This window comes from Dickeya dadantii NCPPB 898, from assembly GCF_000406145.1.
Lineage (GTDB): Bacteria > Pseudomonadota > Gammaproteobacteria > Enterobacterales > Enterobacteriaceae > Dickeya > Dickeya dadantii.
The window spans coordinates 2,595,116-2,611,903 of sequence record NZ_CM001976.1; the positions used below are offsets into that span (position 1 = coordinate 2,595,116).

A 16,788-nucleotide genomic window follows, 5' to 3' on the forward strand; every position below is an offset into this window, starting at 1 on the left:
TGCCCCGGTGTCCAGCGCCAGCGCCGGCGACGGCCCCTCGCCCGTCTGCGCCGTCACCCGCCCGGCCGCGTCCACCCGGTTCGCCCCCAGCACCACCCGCGCGTCCCGCGCGCTCAGCCCCGCCTGCAGGCTCGCCGTGCGCGCTATCAGCGCAAAGTAGTCGCTCCCGCTCGCGTCCAGTCCCGCCCCGTCTATCAGGATGTCCCCGCCGCGCACGTCCAGCCCGTCAAGCCGCCCCGCCGCGTCAAACCGCGGGGTGCCGGTGGTCAGGGTAAGGCGCGGGGTGTTGAGAAAGCCGCAGCCGCTGCAGGTGATGCCGTACGGGTTCGCCACCACCACGTTCGCCGACTGACCCGCCACCTCCAGGTAGCCCGCCAGCCGGCTGCGGTTCGGCGACACCACCTCGTTGAGGATGGCCGAGGCGGCGCGCCCGTTCAGGTTGGGGTTGTTCTGCAGCAGCCCGCCCAGCTGGCTCGGGGTCAGTTGCGCGGTGCCGTTGTTGAGGATAAGGCCGCGGTTGTCGACGTTGAAGTCGTGGTAGCGGTTGTGCGACAGCCCCGCGGCGTCCGGCGTGGCGATGTTCACCACCGGCACCCCGTTGCCCGCCGCCTCCAGCGCCGTGTTCCCCGACGCCACCGTCACCCCCGCCGCCCATGCCGGCAGCAGCGGCTGCAGCCCCGTCAGCCACACCAGCCCCCACGCCATCACCCGCTGCGACGTCTTCACCTTCACCGCTTTCATCCCTGAACTCCTGCTGCATGAAAAACTCAATACCATGAAAGCATTGAAAAAATGTTGATTTATTACATGTGTTAGAACGACAAACCCACCCGATAACCCACCACCACGGTGTCGGGCTGTAACCATGCCGGATAGGAAATCGGCCACCCCACCGTTACCTGCTGGCTCAGCCAGCGGCTGGCAACGGTTACGCCGACGGCGCCGCCCCATAATGAGGCCGCCGTCGAGTCATCCTGTTTATGGTTATAAAGATGACCGCCATCGACCGCCGCCATGAAGGTGACGTTGCCCAGCACCGGCAGTTGCCATGCCTGCCAGTTCAATTCGTTACGCCAGTAGGCGCCCCGGTTGCCGGAGGTGTACTGCTCGCGGAATCCGCGCACGGAGGATTCCCCGCCCAGCGTCATCTGCTCGCTGCCGTAAAGCGCGCGGGCCGAGTACTGGCCGTACAGGCTGCCGAGGTAAGTAATGCTGTCGGTAAGGGGGTAGTAATAGCTGGCCGACAGCGTCCATTTGTTGAACTCGGCTCGCGGTTCGTCCGCGCTTTTATCGGTGTCGGTTTCCGCGCCAAGCCAACGCACGCCGCGGTTGTAAGTCGGGTTGAAGGTCGCCAGCCCGCCCCACAGTTTCTGACTGTGGTTGACGCCGAGCGACACGCTGCTCAGCTTGCGGCTGCTGGACGGCAATAGCGTCCCGTTGAGGTAGTTATTGCCGGTGCGCTGGCTGAGTGTTCCGGCGATGGCGGTTTTCATGGTGCCGTTGCGGAACACCACGCGGGACAGCGATAGCCGATGGGTATCGCTGTCGCCGGTGGAATGCCAGGGAAAATCGCGGCTGATGAACGTATTGCGATAACGGCTTTGGGAGTAGCTGTAACCCAGGTTCCAGTAACCATACGGCATAGAGAAACCGGCCTGCAGGCTTTCCGCATCGTGGCTGGTGGCAAAACGGCTACTGTGGCCGGCGCTGATAAACCACTGGTCGGCCACGCCGAACAGGTTATCCAGCGCCAGACTGCCGTTGAGCTGCTGTTCGCCGGTGCTTTTTTGTCCGCTGTTATCGAAGGTGACGCCGCCGGTGAACGGCAGGTGCGCCTCGCGGGTCAGGTTCACCACCGAATACCCCGGCTGACTGCCCGGCAGAATCTCGATCGTGACCTGCTGAGACGGCATGCGGTTCATCTGCTCCATGCCTTGTTCAATATCGCGCAGGTTCAGGATCTCCCCTTCCCGCGCCGGAAACGCGGTGCGGGTCATCCGTTCCGTCTGGTTATTGATGGTGATCTTTTCCAGCCGCCCTTCCAGGATCTCCAGTTGCAGCACGCCGCCAGACAGATCCTGTTCGCTCAGAAACGCCCGGCTGGTGATGTAGCCGCGCTGGATGTACCAGTTGCTGACGTCATGCATCAACTGGTTGATCTGCTCAAGATTATTACAGCGATTAAGGTAGCTGGCGGTCAGCGCCGTCTGGTCGCGCTGGCCCAGCAACGTACTGTGATTAAAGCGGATTTCGCGCAGGGTAAAACAGGGGCCTTGCAGCGCATTGTCCGCTTTCAGCGGCGCCTGCACGATATTGTTTAATTGCTGTAATGCTTCCCGCTGCTGGCGAGATTGCTCAATCACTTCCGACTGGCGTTGCTGGGTTTCGTTTCGCTCCGCCGGGTTCAACGATGCGGAAAACGCAGAGGCGGTATAACCGATGAGGGAAAAACAGACGATCAGGCCAGTTTTCCTGCTACTGACAAACATCATGCACGTCCATGTAATAGAAACAGATGGTAAAAATTGCCGAAATAATAATGCGCATTCCTTTCAAAAACAATACAAAAACTTACAATTCAGCTGACAGTAAAAACGGGAATATTAAAATCAAGCAACTGATTTTAAATAACTAATTTAATTTCCTATAAAAAGAAAACCTAAAAAGCATCGCTAACGTCATGAGGTATGGCGGGAGAAAATGTAAAAATAAGGAAACTGAATTTTCATCAGATGTAACAACTGTTCGCTTTTTAAGCGAACCATTCTGTGAGATCTCTCCGCCACTGTCTCATTTGCAGAACTGATTATTTCGGGTAACAGCACCAGACGGAGAAAAATGATGACTAACCAACTCAAGATTGTCCGGCCGGATCACGCCACGGATACAACGCAAAAACTGCCTTATTTTGTCGGTATTTCCCGCGATACCGTCGGCGCCAAACACATCTCCATGAATATCGTGGTGATCCCCGCCGGGGCGGAGGCGGAACCGCACTACCACGTTGATTACGAAACCGCGATCTATCTGCTGAAGGGCCGGATCGAAACGCGTTACGGCACCGATTTATCACAGACCTGCCTTCATCTGGCCGGCGAGTTTCTTTATATTCCGCCCGGCGTGCCTCATCAGCCCCGCAACCTGAGCGATGAGGAGGACGCCATCGCGATTGTGGCGCGCAACGACGCCAATGAACGGGAAAATGTGCGTTTATACCAGGTGGTGGATGACAACGAATAAGGCGGGGCCAGGTTGCGCCGCTCGGCGCGTTTTTCAGCCCAAAACCCGGTTTCAGGAAACCACTCGGTTTCCCAACAGCGCCAGACTCCAAAAAGAAAAGAGACAGGCTGCCCTGTCTCTTTTTTCGTTTCCGATTTATCGGGCAACCGCCTCGGCGTATCAGGCGTGAGCCAGCTTACCCAGCGACATGTTGGCGATCTTGTCGCCGACTACCGCGGCATCGATACCCAACGATGCGCCGCCCGCTCCACGCAGGTTCAGGTTGGTGTTGCCGGTATCGCCCGCCACGGCGCTTTTGATCATGCCCAGCGCCTGACGGAATTTGTCCATGCTGGCGCCGGTCATGCCGTCATCATCCGGTTTGCTCAGCGCTTTGGCCCAGGATTTGTCGTCAGTTTTCGCTGAACTCCAGCCATCTTTCTGATACTGTGGTTTACCAAAAATTTCCGGATACTGATCCATAAACTGGCCGATCTCTTTCGCCAGGCCACGATCTTCTTTATCCACGAAATTACGGTTGTTGCCGTCGACATGGGTGCTGACATTGCTCAGCGCATTCAGCGCCGCATTCTGACCAACGCCCATACCGATGGCGTTACCCAGTTGGCTGAACGAGCCGGCGCCGCTCAGGCCCTGCAAACCGCCGGCACCCAGCGACAACGGCGAGAAACCGCCCATCGCCTGACCCAGGCCGTTGCCCAGAATCGACGACAGTGCGTCGTTCAGACCGCTGCCGAAGGCATTCATATTACCCTGGGTCATCTGGCTGGCATTCAGCAATGAATTAGCCAGTTGGTTGCTCTGGTTAGTCAGCTTGGTCACGGTGTCATGGCCCAGCAGATCGTCCAGCGCTTTATCAAACATTTTTGACAAGGCATCGCTGCCGGATTGCGGTTTGGAAAGCACGTTGCCTGCGCCTTGTGCGCCGCTACCAAAGGTATTGAGCGACGCACCAAGCTGGTTGCCTGCACCACGCGCCAAACCGGAACCCATCCCCTGCGACAGCGCGCCGCCAAACATCATCGACGTCAACGCAGAGGTCAGCTTATCGATGGTGCCGCTGAGTTTGTCCAGGCTGGAACCCAGGGATGACGTCGCGGAGTTCAGTCCCTTCAGACCCTGAGCACCCAGGCCCAGGCCGGAGACGCCCAAATCACCGCCGATGTGCGCTTTGATCGTAATTTGCATAATTTCGTTTCCTCATTCATGTCAGGTGTTCACAAAAGTATCTGCAACGGATGCCCGCTCCGATCCCGATGCGGGCATCATGATGGATACTGGTTAATGAGTGACGCCAGCGGTGAAACGGTTCCCTGCCGTCGCCGGTTCGCCGCAAAAAAAGCAACCGTTGTTACCCCAACGATCGAACCATGCCGACACCGGGTTGCGGGCGTACCGCCCGATCCGCTGAAACCGACGGCAGCGACAGACCCGCCAGCTCGAACAGGCGCTCCATCACTTGCGGGTAGGTATCGGGCGCCGGCGGTAACGGCCACCAGAGGATCAACACATCGCTGCCGTTCAGGCACAGGTGGCAACCATCGCACTCCGCCGCCTGTTGATGACGACGGCCGAGCACGCCACGTACCATGCCGGGATACTGTTGCCCCGGTTGAATCTGCAACATCAGTTCACGGCCGATATCGCCGTACTGAAACACCAGGTCGACGCCGGATTGCGGCGACCAGCGTGCCGCCTGGTGCCGGCTCATCGCCGCCATAAAGGCCGTAACGGTGTCGAAAACCTCGATGCCGTCCGTCATAGCACGCTCACCCGGGTAAAATCGGCGGCGCCGGGGCGCATGTCCGTCTGCCACCAGATCACCATCTGCCGGTTATCCGGCTCGGGGCGGCAACTGACCGAATCGCAGGCGCCCAGCGGCGCACGGGCGGCACAGGCGCTGAGCAGCAGCGAACCGCACAGCACCAGAAGTGTTTGATAACGCATGGCTTTTCTCCCTAAAGGCTATGATGGTAAATCGTCAGGGTTTAATCAGTGACGCGCGTGATGGCTGCGCGTTTTTGGCCGGTAACAGCGCCAGATACACCTCGGTGGATTCGCCGGGCGCCAGCGTGGTTTTCGGCCACGCGGCCACCGCCAGCGTGCGACTGCTGGCGCAGTTGGCTTCGTCAAAGCGCTGAGGGCGAGTACCGATGTTTTTCACCACCCCCACCGCCAGACTGAGGGTCAAATTGCTGTACCACTGATGCCGGTTGCTCTGATAACTCAGCGACGGCGACGTGCGGCAAAACTCCGACAGGCGCGCCCCACTGCCGTCGATGGTGAATCCGGCGGGCGTCTGGCCGCTGGCCAGCTCGCGCATGGCGCTCTCAACCACGCTGAACAGATCGGTTTTGCTGTTGCGCTGCGCCACGCGCCCCATGGCGTCGTTGAGCTGGCGACGGTTATCCGCCGACACGAATCGGGTGGGATCGTTCTGATCGCCAATCAGGTGCGGGGTAAGAATGAACAGCCGTTCGCGGCGAGACACTTCATGCTGGCGCGAGGTGAACAGTTTGCCGATCCAGGGAATATCGCCCAGCAGCGGCACGCGCTTATCACGATCGCCGCTCTCTTCCACGTGGAACCCACCCAGCACCAGCGCCCGATTTTCGCCGATCAACGCCTGCGTGCTGACGGTGCCGCGCTTCACGCCGGAGGCGGTGCCTTCGGTATTGGTTTCCACCTGACCGTCTTCAATGTCGATCACCAGTTGAATGCTGCTCAGGCTGCCGCGGCCGACCACGCGCGGCGTTACCTGCAGACTGGTGCCGGCGGTCACCGGCTGCACATTAGCCACCCGCTCACCGGTGGCGGTGATAAAGGCGGTGCGGCTGAAGTCGATCACCGCGGGCTGGTTTTCCAGCGTCAGCACCGACGGATTGGCGACAATCGACGCGGTACCTTCCCCTTCCAGCGCCTGAATATCGGCGAAGAAGCGTTTGAAATCGCTGACAAACAGCGTGCTGGAGCCAGACATCATGTTGGCGCCGCCGGTGACCGCGCCCAGCTTGCCCTGCCAGTTGGCCTCCAGCCGGGAGAGCGCGGTGCGATCGACATCCAGGATGATCGCATCGATATTGACCAGATTTTGCGGCACGTCGATCTTGTCGATCAGTTGCTGGTATTCATCCCGACGCTTTTCGTCGTCGCGGATCAGCAGCGCGTTATTACGCACATCCGCCGATACCTTGCCGTTAAGTTGATCTTTTTTACGGGCGGCGGCCGTCGCGCCACCGCTGGATCGTGTCGCCAACCGGGCCAGCATGGCGCGGGCATTGAGTTCAATCGCCTGACTGGCATCTTGCCCGCCGCCGCTGGCCGCCGCCATCGCGCCGTCGTTGCCCATGCCGCTGGCGGCGGCCGACGCGCCGGCAGGTGTGTTCCGGTTGCCATCCATCAATTCATTCAGAATGGTCGCCACGCCGGGGATCACCAGACGTTGATCGCGATACTGAATGGTGCGATCCGACACCGAGGCATAACGCAGCGGAAAAATCATCACTTTGCGGCGATCTTCCTTGGTTTCGCGTTGCTGGCTGAAGTTACGAATCAGGTTGACGTACTCCGCCGGGCCGGTGACCAGCACCACGCCCTCTTCCGGCAGTTCTCCCCAGCCAAAACGCGAATCCAGCAAGCCAATGCCGGTCAGCGCCTGTTTCATATCCGGCGCCGCATCCTGCGACACTTCAATGCGCACCGATGTCTGCTCATCCTGCGGGCTGACGTACAGCACATTGTTGTAGACGAACCACTGAAAACGGTGCTCCAGCGCCAGCCGGTCCAGAAACGCCACCGCATTGTCGGCGCGGATTTTGGCCTCGACGTTAATGTCCTGAATGTTGCCCAGCACCAGATCGACGCCGTGGCTATTGGCGAAATCCTGCAACACTGCCGACAGCGGCGTCTGCTCGGCGGAATAGGCATACGCGCCTTTGCTCCAGTCGGGCGGCGTCGCCGCGTGCGCGATGGGCAACATCCCCATCAGCACCAGCGACCAGCAGAACAGGCGGTAGAGGTTGAACAATAGTGCATACAGCGCGTTACGCATGCTGATCTCCTTGCAAAAAAGCCAGTGTTTTCAAATTCAGCGGCGGCGGCGATGCCGGTCTGGCCAACGGCACCAACAGGCTCTGCCAGACATCCCGCTGATTAACCAGCGCTTCCATTGAACGACACAGCCGAATCGGGTCATCCGGCTCGCGTCGCATCAGTAACCATAATTGCTCGTCGGCGGCGGACCAGCAGAGGGCGGCAGCGTCCATGCCCAGTCGCAGCACGGCGGCCGACGAATAGCGCAGCGCCTTGTGCAACAGCCGGTCATCCACCTTGACCGGCAGCGTGACGACGGCGGAGCAGCCCACACCGTCGTGATAACGGGTCAACACCACCGGGCTGCCGTCAATATGCAGCGTCAGCTGGCCCGCGGCGCTGTTGAGCCAGCGTTCGATGACCCCGATCAACTCAGTTGAAGTCATTGATGATGGCCTTTGCCAGACCATGCTTGACGCTCAGCATCTGCCCGGCGGCCCAGTTGGCGTTCGAGTAGTCCATACTGGCCTCATAAAAGGCATAGCTATCCGCCGCGCTGACCTCTCCCTCCGAGACGTTCAGTGCCATCTCGTCGAGCCGGGACTGCGCATCGACAAACGCACCGTCCAACCGGCGCTGAATAGGTGAAGATGAAGACATGATTACGTACCCCCGTTGGTTGAGCTGGTATGGTTGTTGAACAGATATGGTTGGCCTGCAGTTGTGTGGCCGGGGAGCGACGGCGGTTCCATTTGAGTGGGGGAAAGATGGGCGGAAAACGGTGGCGCCCGGAAGTGCAATACATGCGAATAAATAAGATGAAAACAGGCCGTACCTGACGGAACGGCCTGCTCGTTTAGCCTACGGTAGAGGCGCGTTAAAACGTCGTCTTACCATACTGATAGCGGTAAAAACGGCGGTATTCCGGTTTCTGCGGGTTATCCGACGCCAGCGTTTTCTGCAACGATTTACCGCCGATCAGGCCGGTGATGCCGTAGGACAGCAGGCTGGTCTGCTTGTCCAACTGGCTGATCAGGTCGGTTTTCGCGCCGGCGGCAAGCTGGTCGAGATAACCGTTTTCAATCTGGCTCAACAGACGGGCCGATTGTTCCCAGTTGGGGTCGAACGACACCAGCTGTTGCAAAAACGCGATCGGCGCCACGCCTTTGCCCTGATACAGCGCGGAGATTTCATCCTCTTTGCTGACCGGCGCCGAATGGCGGAAACCGGCCATCACCAGTTTGGCGCGTTTGGCCGGGCCGGCCTGTTTGCCCATCTGCTCGGTGATGAAGCGATACCAGCGGGAATCGAAGGCAAAACTGGAACGGGCGTCATAGCGAGCGCTGTACACCAGCGTGTCGAACACTTCCCGTCCGCCGAACCATTTGGTTTCCAGCTCGGCCAGAATCTGGGCGAGGGTTTTATCTTTGAGAATCGCATTAAACGCGTTGGTGTCCTTGTCGGAGTCCTGCTGCCCCTGCACCGGGTCCACCACCACCAGCCGGATGGTTTTTGCGTTGGCCCAGACGCCGGCGGCCTGATTCCGCACCGCCAGATGATACAACTCGGCCAGAAACTCGGTTAAGCCGACCGCGGCCCCGCGGCTATGCCCGCCGACCACCAGTTGGTACTCCTTCAGCGTTTTCAGGTAATCCACCAGCGGGAACAGGCTGTCCAGCGTCACCACGCCGGCGCGGTCGTCATAACCGTTGACCTGATCGTAGAGCACGCCCAGCGTTTCGCTCATATCCACAAAGCTGCCGCCCCAGCTGGCGCGTTTTGCCAGCGCCTGGGTTTTGGTCAGCATGGCGGCGGTGCCGATGCCGTCAATGGCGACCACGGCGCTGAAGCCGCTGATTTCGACGTTGGCGAGAAAATCCTGTTTGGTGGTGCCGGTGCCGCAGAACCAGATTAGTACTTTTTCCATGTCTAACTCCTTGGTTTTAAATCGATTAAGATCTGTGGTGTAGGCAATGTAGCGGGGCAAAGGCCGGCATGCTGAGTCAGAACAACGCGAATTCAGGCCGTAACGACGGCGAACAGGCCCGGACAAACACGCCAGAGAAAACAGGGAGGCCGGGAACGCTCGCGCCCGGATAAGCGGAATGAAGTCCATTGTCGACGGCACAGGGCCTGCGACACCGCGTCCATTGCGATAACGGTTCAGTGCAGCGCCAACCTTCCACAACAACCTCTTAGCTGACTGGCGGCGCTGAACGAGTGCAGACTACAGGATGGCGCTCGCCGGTTAACGTCGCGGAGGTTGTGTGGGCGCCCAGCGGGAAAATGCGGCCGAAAAAAGGGGGGATGATAAGCAGAGTGAACGGAGGAAAACACAGAACAGGCCCGGCTATAACGGCGATAGAAAAACCAGGAACGGCGACAGAAAAACCGGGCGGATCTGCGCCGGCGCAATACGGTGGGGTATCCGCCGGCTTACACTGGCGGACAGCGTGCCGGGCAATCAGGAGCAATTCCCGTGAAAAGCTATCTTGAAAATGACGAACTGAATGAAACCTACCCGGCGCATCCGTTTGCCTTGCGCTCGCAGGATGGGAACGCGACCCTGACCGGTCAGATCAACTATCCGCAGACGCCGGCGGGCGTGTATCCGCTGGTGGTGCTGGCGCCCGGCAGCGGCATGCACGACCGCCACTATCTGATCGGCGACAGCGGCACCCAGGCGGATTTTGTCTTTACCTGTCTGGCGCAGGACTTCCTGGCCGCCGGACTGGCGGTGCTGCGGTTCGATGGCCGCGGCGTCAAAGGCCACCTGCGCGATAAAACGCTGGATAACCCGGAATACCTGTTCAACCGCGAGCTGGCTTATCGGCGGTTGTTTATCGATGCCGCCGTCCGGCAGACGGTGACCCCGCAAAGCCAATACGACGATCTCTACACGCTCTGTCAGTATGCCGTCGGGCTGCCGCACATCGACCGGCATAACCTTATTCTGCTGGGCCATTCCGAAGGCGCTATTAATATCAGCCGCATGGTGGCGCATTACCCGGTCGCCGCCAAAGCCCTGATGCTGGTTTCACCGACCTTCTGCTCCATGAAGCAGTTGATGGAATGGCAGCTCATCCACCGCACCGTCGCCTGGCTTAAGGCGATTCCCCATACCGGCGACCGGCTCACGCTGGAGGATCTAAAAAACGGATTCGGCCACAGCCCACTGGCGTTCCTGCAACCTATCAGTAGCCTGCTGCCCTATAAGGGATACTGGGATGGGGTGGATTTCGACGGCATGACCGCCAGGCTGCAGGCCAGTTTCGAGCAGCAGCGCGACATCACCTTACGCCACGACGATCGGGAACCCTGGCCGGCCGACGCACCGTTCACCCAGTCATCCTATGCCTGGTGGAAACAGTGGTATCAGAATGAGACGCCGGAAATTGAGCATCTGGCACGCTGTCAAAGCCGGGTGCTCTGTTATTTCGGCATGATGGACACCCAGGTGAACGCCGCCGCCGAAGCGGCACGGTTCGAGCGCGTCAAACACCGCTTCCCGCATGTCGATATCACCCTGCTGCCGGACGTCGGGCATACTCTCGGCATCCACGGCCTGTTGGGGCCGATGACGACATCGTGCGCCGACCTGCTGGTACGAACGGCGCACGATATCGTGACGGCGCGCTGAAGGTCGGCGTTTAACCACAGCGCAGCCGGTCAAGCAAGGCATGGTCGGGGTAGCCATCCGCCGGCAGCCCTTGCTGCTGCTGGTAGGTGCGGATCGCCTGCGTGGTGCCGCGGCCAATGTTGCCGTCGATAGCGCCCTGATACAGCTGTTTTTCCTGTAGCAGAATTTGCAGCGCCTCGCGCTCTTTGCGAGTTAACGGCGTTTCCTGACGCGGCCAGGGCTTGAGCACCGGCGTATCGTGCTGGTAGTTATCCGACAGCAGGCCAACGGTCAGCGCATAAGACAGGTAATTGTTATAGCGCAGGATAGCGCGGTAATTGGCCGTCACCAGAAACGCCGGGCCATTCTTGCCGACCGGCAGCAATATCGAGGCGTTCTCAGAAGACAGCGATGCCAGATCTCTGGGCACCGAGGCTCTCACCCCGAGCGCCTGCCAGTCGGCGACGGTTTTCTGGTTATCCAAACCGGAAAGGGAATAATCAAAACCGGCGGGCAGATTCACTTCAAACCCCCAGGGTACGCCCGCTTTCCACTTAGCCTGCTGCATATAGTTCGCCACCGACGCCAGCGTGTCCGGGAACGAGGTCCAGATATCGGGGCGGCGATCGCCGTCAAAATCCACCGCGTATTGCAGGTAAGAGGTCGGTATGAACTGCGGCATCCCCATCGCCCCGGCCCAGGACCCTTTTATCTGCTCTGGCCGTGCATCGCCGTTTTGAATCATGCGTAACGCGGCGATTAAATTCTGTCGGTTAAACGCCCGGCGATAATTGTAGTAATCCAGCGTGGCCAGCGAGCGAATCACCGCTTTATCGCCGGTGTTGGCGCCATAACCACTTTCGATGGAGAGAAAAGCGAACAGCAGCGGCGGTTCAACCTGATAGCGCTGCTCGATGCGGGCCGTCACCTTCGCGTATTGCTTAAGCAGCGTTTTCCCCTGCGTAATGTTCTCCGGCGTTACCCGTTGCTCAATATAGGTCCACACCGGCGTAACCAGCTCAGGCTGCTTTTGCGTGGCAGCCACGACATCGCTGTCCGGGGTAAAACCAGCAAACGCCTTATCAAAGGTGTCGGCTGTGATGCCCTGAGAAAGCGCCTGCTGACGCAGCGCGGCTTCCCACTGTTCAACGCTTTCGTCAGGCGTAGGCAGCCCCGCGGGCGCGTCAGTAATACCGTGCGATTTCAGCAAGCTATCAATATTCCGGCATTCGCCGGGCGGAGTAGGCCTGTGAGCGCATGAACTTAACAACCCGGCGCCTAGCACCACCACCAGCACCCTTGCCATCGACATCATTGGTGATGTCTGCATTCTGTTATTGACCATTTGACTATTCCATCAGAGACAGAGACATGCCCAGGCCGGCCGGCACCCTTATCATTACCGGGATTATCGTTACCGGGATTATGGTATGGGACCGGGCGTCGCCCTGGCAGCGAGCAATTCCTCTTACAGTAATAGTGCCGCAACGCGTGGGAATATACAGACAACCGCTGACATAAGTGTCACTGACAGACGTTATCCGTAGTATTGCATGTGCTTTCGTAACGACGTATTGCCGCCTGCTTCTGCTCTCGTCACCGCACTCAGTTGAGCGATAACATCTCCGTTTGTGGCAGCAGTTGCTCGACCGCCCGTTGCCAACTCAGCGTCATCACGCCCTGCGCGGTGATCAGTTTCAGGGTGTCCTGCGCCAGTGCGTCGTCGCTGCTGAGTTTCCAGCCCAGGTGGCTGTGCTCGGTGAGCCAGGCGGCGACATCCGCCTGGCTGTCGGGGTGACAATACAGCGTGCCGCGCCCTTCTCCGCCCTGTGTGCGCAGCAACTGACGCAACAGCGCAGGGTAACGTTCGGCGTCGGGCACCGCTTTGAGAATCTGGGTCATCGCGTCGGTCAGCAACTGGCCGCATCGCGCCACCAGCCAGTTTTCCATCTGCTCGCGTTCCTGCTGCCAGCCGCGCAGTATCTCATCCGCCTGCCGCCAGAATTGCTGTTCCGCCTGACCGGTAGCGACGGCGATGGCCTCGTGCGCCTGCTGGCGCGCTTCATCCAGCAACGCATCCGCCTGTTGCCGTGCTTCCGCCATTACCGCCAGCCCACGCTGATGCTGCTGCAATTGTTCAACCCGGATCAGTTCTGCTTCCTGCACATCCGTACCAGCCACCAGTTTTAAACACCGTCTGGTCAACATACTCTCTCTCCGTGATGTCGATGATGCTTACGATTGATAACTTACCGCCAATTGATAACTCACTATCAATATAGTTTAGATGGTAAATTATTTTATACTGAACCGACCTCATGCCCCGCTGGGTTGCCGTCCGTCGCTTTCCAGATGATGGCATCGCACAGGCTGACGATACGGCTGGCGGGCAATGCCCCGCCCGGCGGCTGACCGGCGCCGTCGCGCCAGTCGCGCGGGTACAACAGTTGCAGCCGCGACCAACAGGCTTGCGGGAAGCGGCAGCGCAGGATAGTCAGCGCGTCCTGCTCCCGGTGCCGGTCAAACGTCAGCGTCGGCGGCAGCCACAGGCCGGGACGCAGCGCCTTCGCCAGTCGCCGGCACCAGACGGCCAGCGTCTCCGGCAGTTCGCCCGGCGTTTCGCGGCATACCGCCGCCATCAGCAGCAACACCTGGCGCCGCCGCCCCGCATCCAGTTGTCCGAGTTGCAGCAGCGCACTCTCCGGCGCGGGGGGAAGCACCTCGGCCACACCGAGACGACGGCGCATCGCGGTATGGTGCACCGGCGCCAGCGCCATCTCGTCCTCGCTGAAAACCGTCGCGTCCAGCCAGCTCGGGTCCGCTTGCCGCAGGCAGCCATAACACCACCAGCGGCTCCAGCGCAGGGCATCGTTGTCATCGGCTACACGTATCATGCTCAGGCCCCCGCGTCCGGTTGCGCCGGTTTCCTGCGCGCCCGCTGTTGTTCCCACCAGGGCTTGCCGAAGCGCCAGCCCAGCACCCCGGCCAGCGCCAGCGCCAACAGGCCAGCCAGCCACTGCAGTTGCGTCATGGTCTGCGGCGTCAGTTGGAACGGCCCCAGCGACACGGTCGGAATATGGTCTTTGTACGGCTCCGCCGGCACAAACACGATGGCCAGGTCTTTATCACTCTTGCCGGCCAGCCCCGGAATACTGCTGGCCACCATGCGGCGAATGCGCGGTTCGATACTGTCCGGCTCCAGCTCTGGCCGGTATTTGATGAATACCGCGGCGGATGCCGGTTGAATGGGTTCCCCCGGTGCAATACGCTCAGGCAACACAACATGAACCCGGGCCACCAGCACGCCGTCAATTTGCGTGAGTGTGGATTCCACTTCCTGAGACAAGGCATAAATGTAACGGGCGCGCTCTTCCAACGGCGTCGAGATCACACCGGTTTTCTGAAACACCTGGCCCAGATTGGTGCGGGCCTGGCGGGGCAATCCCGCGGCGTTGAGAATATTGACCGCCCGTTCCATGTCTTTGACATCAATCAGAATGCTGACGCCGGTTTTCTCCGTGCGCTTTTCCGCCCCGATGTGATATCCCCCCAGCGCGGCGATCACTTCATTGGCATCGTTTTCGGAAAGACCGCGATGGAGTTCCACGCGATCGCCGCAGCCAACGATTAACATCGCCAGCAGCAGGGTCAGGAATCGGTGCAGGACGGATTTACTCATCATGGCGCCATTTATTGTGAGTTGTTGATGATTGGATTAATCATGACTGGGTAATCATGATGTGTTGATTAAGGGTTTGATCCTGGCTATTGCAGGTTGGTCAGTTTTTCCAGGCTCTGGACGCTCTTGGCCACCACTTTGGCATTGAGCAAACTTTCCAGATAAAACGAGGACAGCGTCCGGGTAGCATCCATCACATCCTTCGGGTTATTGCTGTTGATGCTTTTACCTACCTGACGTTCCGCCTTCTGCAACAGGTTTTCCAGGTTATCGGATTTTTCCGCCAGCGCGCCCAGCCAGGCCTTGTTGTCCGCTGTCGGCGTTGCCGGCGCAGCGGGTTCCATCGCGGCGCTAAACCAGGTCACATCCGCTTGCGCAGGAATATCAACGCTGCGCGGTTCACCGTCGCCGATCGGTCCCTGAAGCTCATTGACGCGGGTGATTTTCATCATGAATCCGTTCCTCTTTGATGGATGTTCATCTGACAAAAAAACCGGGGGGAACTTCCCCCCGGTAGTCGACTACCTACACAACATCAGAACTGAATAGCTTTGGCCGCTTTCTGCCCGGAGTTCATGGCCTTGGTGGCTGAGTCCATCTGGCCGTCGGTGATTGAGCTGATAGCATCGGTTTTCATTTTCTGCTCCTGGGCTGCGGTGGTCATCGCCGTGGTCGATGCCATGGTTTTGTCCAGAGACTGCATGCCTGCCATTGCTGCTGCGTTAGAAAGTCCCATCATGATAGATATCTCCAGTTAACAATTAATTGATAAAGTGATTTCGCTATGAACTTTGCGACTTACACAGTCATCGTGTTCATAGATTAAGTAGGAGATAATGCGAGGTGGTTCCGAAAGATATTCACTTTTTTCCCCTGGTGGTGATAACAGGATACAGCCCGATAAATTACAGCCCGCGCGCCGCCACATTCAGCAGCTTGATGCGGTGATAGAGCGTGCGTTTGGGAATGCCCAGCTCATTCACCACCGTATCGATACAGTGGTCGTTGCGCTGCAACGCTTCCTGAATCAGAAACCGCTCAATGCGGCGCAGGCGCACTTTCAGCGACGTCAGCGGCGTATCCTCTCCCATTACCTGCCCGTCGCCATCACTGGCTATCGGCACCGGCGACAGCCCCAGCACCCAGCGCTCGGCCGCCGCCTTCAACTCACGAATGTTGCCGGGCCAGCCGTGCATCAGCAGTTGTTCCTGAATGATAGCCGACAGGCCCGGCACCGGCCGTTTCAGGCGTGCCGAGGCCTCACGCAAAAAGCGCTCGAATAACGGCAGAATGATTTCCGTACGCGAACGCAGCGTCGGCAGCTGAATTTTTACCGTATCCAGCCGGAAGTAGAGGTCACGCCGAAAACGCCCTTCGTCCACCAGTTGCTGTAACGGCGTCTGCGTGGCGACGATCACCCGCATATCCACCGGTTTGAATTGGGTGCTGCCCAGCCGTTCGATGCCGCGACTTTCCAGCACCCGTAACATTTTGGCCTGCAGCGTCAGCGGCATACTGTCGATCTCATCCAGAAACAGAATGCCTTTGTCCGCGGTTTCAAGGTATCCGGCGCGGGACCGGCTGGCGCCGGTGTAAGCGCCGGACACCACCCCGAATAACTCGCTTTCCGCCAGCGTTTCCGGCACGGCGGCGCAGTTCACCGCCACCAACGGGCCGGCGCAGCCGGAAAGCTGATGAATACGGCGCGCCAGCGTGTCTTTGCCGGTGCCGGTTTCGCCTTCCAGTACGATATCAACGTTGAGGGGCGCGATAGTGTGGATGAGAGAAGATAGCGATCCGTGTATATCTTCCGACGGATGCGTTAACGAGGACTCATGGGAGGCACAATGAAGTGACTGCACGGATTCATTGCTATTCCTTATCGTCATGAAAACTCCTGTACATTTTTCTATATTCCATTATCAAACTGTCGAATCTATCCCGTTCCAGAAAGTACCCCGCCGCAACATAGCCATCAGTAGCTGTCATTGCATCATGACGGAATACAACCTAATTCTGAACGCCGGCACGGGTTTGGCTCCGATGGCTCCTGTTGCCATCCTGACAATTTCTTAACGCTTAACAATCACCAATCTGCAAGTATTAACAAATTATTTATGGAGTGTGTAAGCATTACCGCCAACGGCAAAACAAACCATCAGCCGGCGGCTGAAGTTGGCGTAGGAATTTCAGAGTGAAAAGTAGGAATAATCTTACC

Annotated in this window: 18 protein-coding genes; 2 read left to right on the forward strand and 16 right to left on the reverse strand. The window is 59.0% G+C overall.

The window, feature by feature from the left end; translation table 11 throughout:
* Together DDA898_RS11855 and DDA898_RS11860 are read right to left on the reverse strand one after the other, a co-directional pair.
* Window positions 1-741: filamentous hemagglutinin N-terminal domain-containing protein (locus DDA898_RS11855; protein WP_038911270.1), on the reverse strand; the 741-nt coding region annotated here is incomplete at its 3' end.
* Window positions 742-812: 71 nt separating this feature from the next.
* Complete coding sequence (locus DDA898_RS11860; RefSeq protein WP_038912551.1) at window positions 813-2,489, reverse strand: ShlB/FhaC/HecB family hemolysin secretion/activation protein; 1,677 nt, start codon at window positions 2,487-2,489, stop codon at window positions 813-815.
* 349 nt (window positions 2,490-2,838) lie between these two features.
* Here DDA898_RS11860 and DDA898_RS11865 point away from each other — a divergent pair, with 349 nt between their 5' ends.
* Window positions 2,839-3,240, forward strand: coding sequence for a cupin domain-containing protein (locus tag DDA898_RS11865; protein WP_013318108.1), 402 nt, complete (start codon window positions 2,839-2,841; stop codon window positions 3,238-3,240).
* 159 nt (window positions 3,241-3,399) lie between these two features.
* Here the strand turns inward: DDA898_RS11865 and hrpN are convergent, their stop codons facing one another.
* From hrpN to DDA898_RS11900, 7 genes are all read right to left on the reverse strand, one after another.
* Complete coding sequence (hrpN, locus tag DDA898_RS11870; RefSeq protein WP_038911271.1) at window positions 3,400-4,428, reverse strand: harpin HrpN; 1,029 nt, start codon at window positions 4,426-4,428, stop codon at window positions 3,400-3,402.
* Window positions 4,429-4,591: 163 nt separating this feature from the next.
* On the reverse strand, window positions 4,592-5,002 hold the full coding sequence (gene hrpV, locus DDA898_RS11875; RefSeq protein WP_038911273.1) for an HrpV family type III secretion system protein: 411 nt from the start codon (window positions 5,000-5,002) through the stop codon (window positions 4,592-4,594).
* Window positions 4,999-5,187, reverse strand: coding sequence for an HrpT family type III secretion system protein (hrpT, locus tag DDA898_RS11880; RefSeq protein ID WP_022633734.1), 189 nt, complete (start codon window positions 5,185-5,187; stop codon window positions 4,999-5,001). The genes hrpV and hrpT overlap by 4 nt, the downstream gene beginning before the upstream one ends.
* A 34-nt stretch (window positions 5,188-5,221) precedes the next feature.
* Complete coding sequence (sctC, locus tag DDA898_RS11885; RefSeq protein ID WP_013318112.1) at window positions 5,222-7,291, reverse strand: type III secretion system outer membrane ring subunit SctC; 2,070 nt, start codon at window positions 7,289-7,291, stop codon at window positions 5,222-5,224.
* Window positions 7,284-7,718, reverse strand: a complete 435-nt coding sequence (locus DDA898_RS11890; RefSeq protein WP_038911274.1) for a type III secretion system chaperone — start codon at window positions 7,716-7,718, stop codon at window positions 7,284-7,286. Before DDA898_RS11890 ends, sctC begins: the two co-directional genes overlap by 8 nt.
* Window positions 7,705-7,932 (reverse strand): type III secretion protein HrpF, encoded by a 228-nt coding sequence (locus DDA898_RS11895; RefSeq protein WP_013318114.1) that lies wholly within the window; start codon window positions 7,930-7,932, stop codon window positions 7,705-7,707. The genes DDA898_RS11890 and DDA898_RS11895 overlap by 14 nt, the downstream gene beginning before the upstream one ends.
* A gap of 217 nt (window positions 7,933-8,149) precedes the next feature.
* A complete protein-coding gene (locus DDA898_RS11900; RefSeq protein WP_013318115.1) occupies window positions 8,150-9,199 on the reverse strand; it encodes a hypothetical protein in 1,050 nt (349 codons plus the stop codon).
* A 552-nt stretch (window positions 9,200-9,751) separates the two neighbouring features.
* On the opposite strand from DDA898_RS11900, the gene DDA898_RS11910 reads away from it, so the two are divergent.
* Entirely contained in the window at window positions 9,752-10,912 is a 1,161-nt protein-coding gene (locus tag DDA898_RS11910; protein WP_038911277.1) for an alpha/beta hydrolase, read from the forward strand.
* A gap of 10 nt (window positions 10,913-10,922) precedes the next feature.
* On the opposite strand, the gene DDA898_RS11915 is transcribed toward DDA898_RS11910, so the two are convergent.
* The 7 genes from DDA898_RS11915 to DDA898_RS11945 form a co-directional block, all read right to left on the reverse strand.
* Window positions 10,923-12,236 (reverse strand): lytic murein transglycosylase, encoded by a 1,314-nt coding sequence (locus DDA898_RS11915; RefSeq protein ID WP_050570259.1) that lies wholly within the window; start codon window positions 12,234-12,236, stop codon window positions 10,923-10,925.
* A 260-nt stretch (window positions 12,237-12,496) separates the two neighbouring features.
* The gene (gene sctL / locus DDA898_RS11920; RefSeq protein ID WP_013318119.1) at window positions 12,497-13,099 is read right to left on the reverse strand and encodes a type III secretion system stator protein SctL; all 603 of its coding nucleotides are present in this window, start codon (window positions 13,097-13,099) and stop codon (window positions 12,497-12,499) included.
* 92 nt (window positions 13,100-13,191) lie between these two features.
* Complete coding sequence (locus tag DDA898_RS11925; protein ID WP_038911278.1) at window positions 13,192-13,785, reverse strand: hypothetical protein; 594 nt, start codon at window positions 13,783-13,785, stop codon at window positions 13,192-13,194.
* Between the two features lie 2 nt (window positions 13,786-13,787).
* Complete coding sequence (gene sctJ, locus DDA898_RS11930; RefSeq protein WP_033111883.1) at window positions 13,788-14,570, reverse strand: type III secretion system inner membrane ring lipoprotein SctJ; 783 nt, start codon at window positions 14,568-14,570, stop codon at window positions 13,788-13,790.
* Window positions 14,571-14,656: 86 nt separating this feature from the next.
* Window positions 14,657-15,022, reverse strand: a complete 366-nt coding sequence (locus DDA898_RS11935) for an EscI/YscI/HrpB family type III secretion system inner rod protein (RefSeq protein WP_038901331.1) — start codon at window positions 15,020-15,022, stop codon at window positions 14,657-14,659.
* A gap of 83 nt (window positions 15,023-15,105) precedes the next feature.
* Window positions 15,106-15,312 carry a type III secretion system major pilin HrpA gene (locus DDA898_RS11940; RefSeq protein WP_033111884.1) on the reverse strand — a complete coding sequence of 69 codons (207 nt, stop codon included), beginning with the start codon at window positions 15,310-15,312 and terminating at the stop codon, window positions 15,106-15,108.
* Between the two features lie 163 nt (window positions 15,313-15,475).
* Window positions 15,476-16,459, reverse strand: a complete 984-nt coding sequence (locus tag DDA898_RS11945) for a sigma 54-interacting transcriptional regulator (protein ID WP_038911279.1) — start codon at window positions 16,457-16,459, stop codon at window positions 15,476-15,478.
* Between the last annotated feature and the right edge of the window lie 329 nt (window positions 16,460-16,788).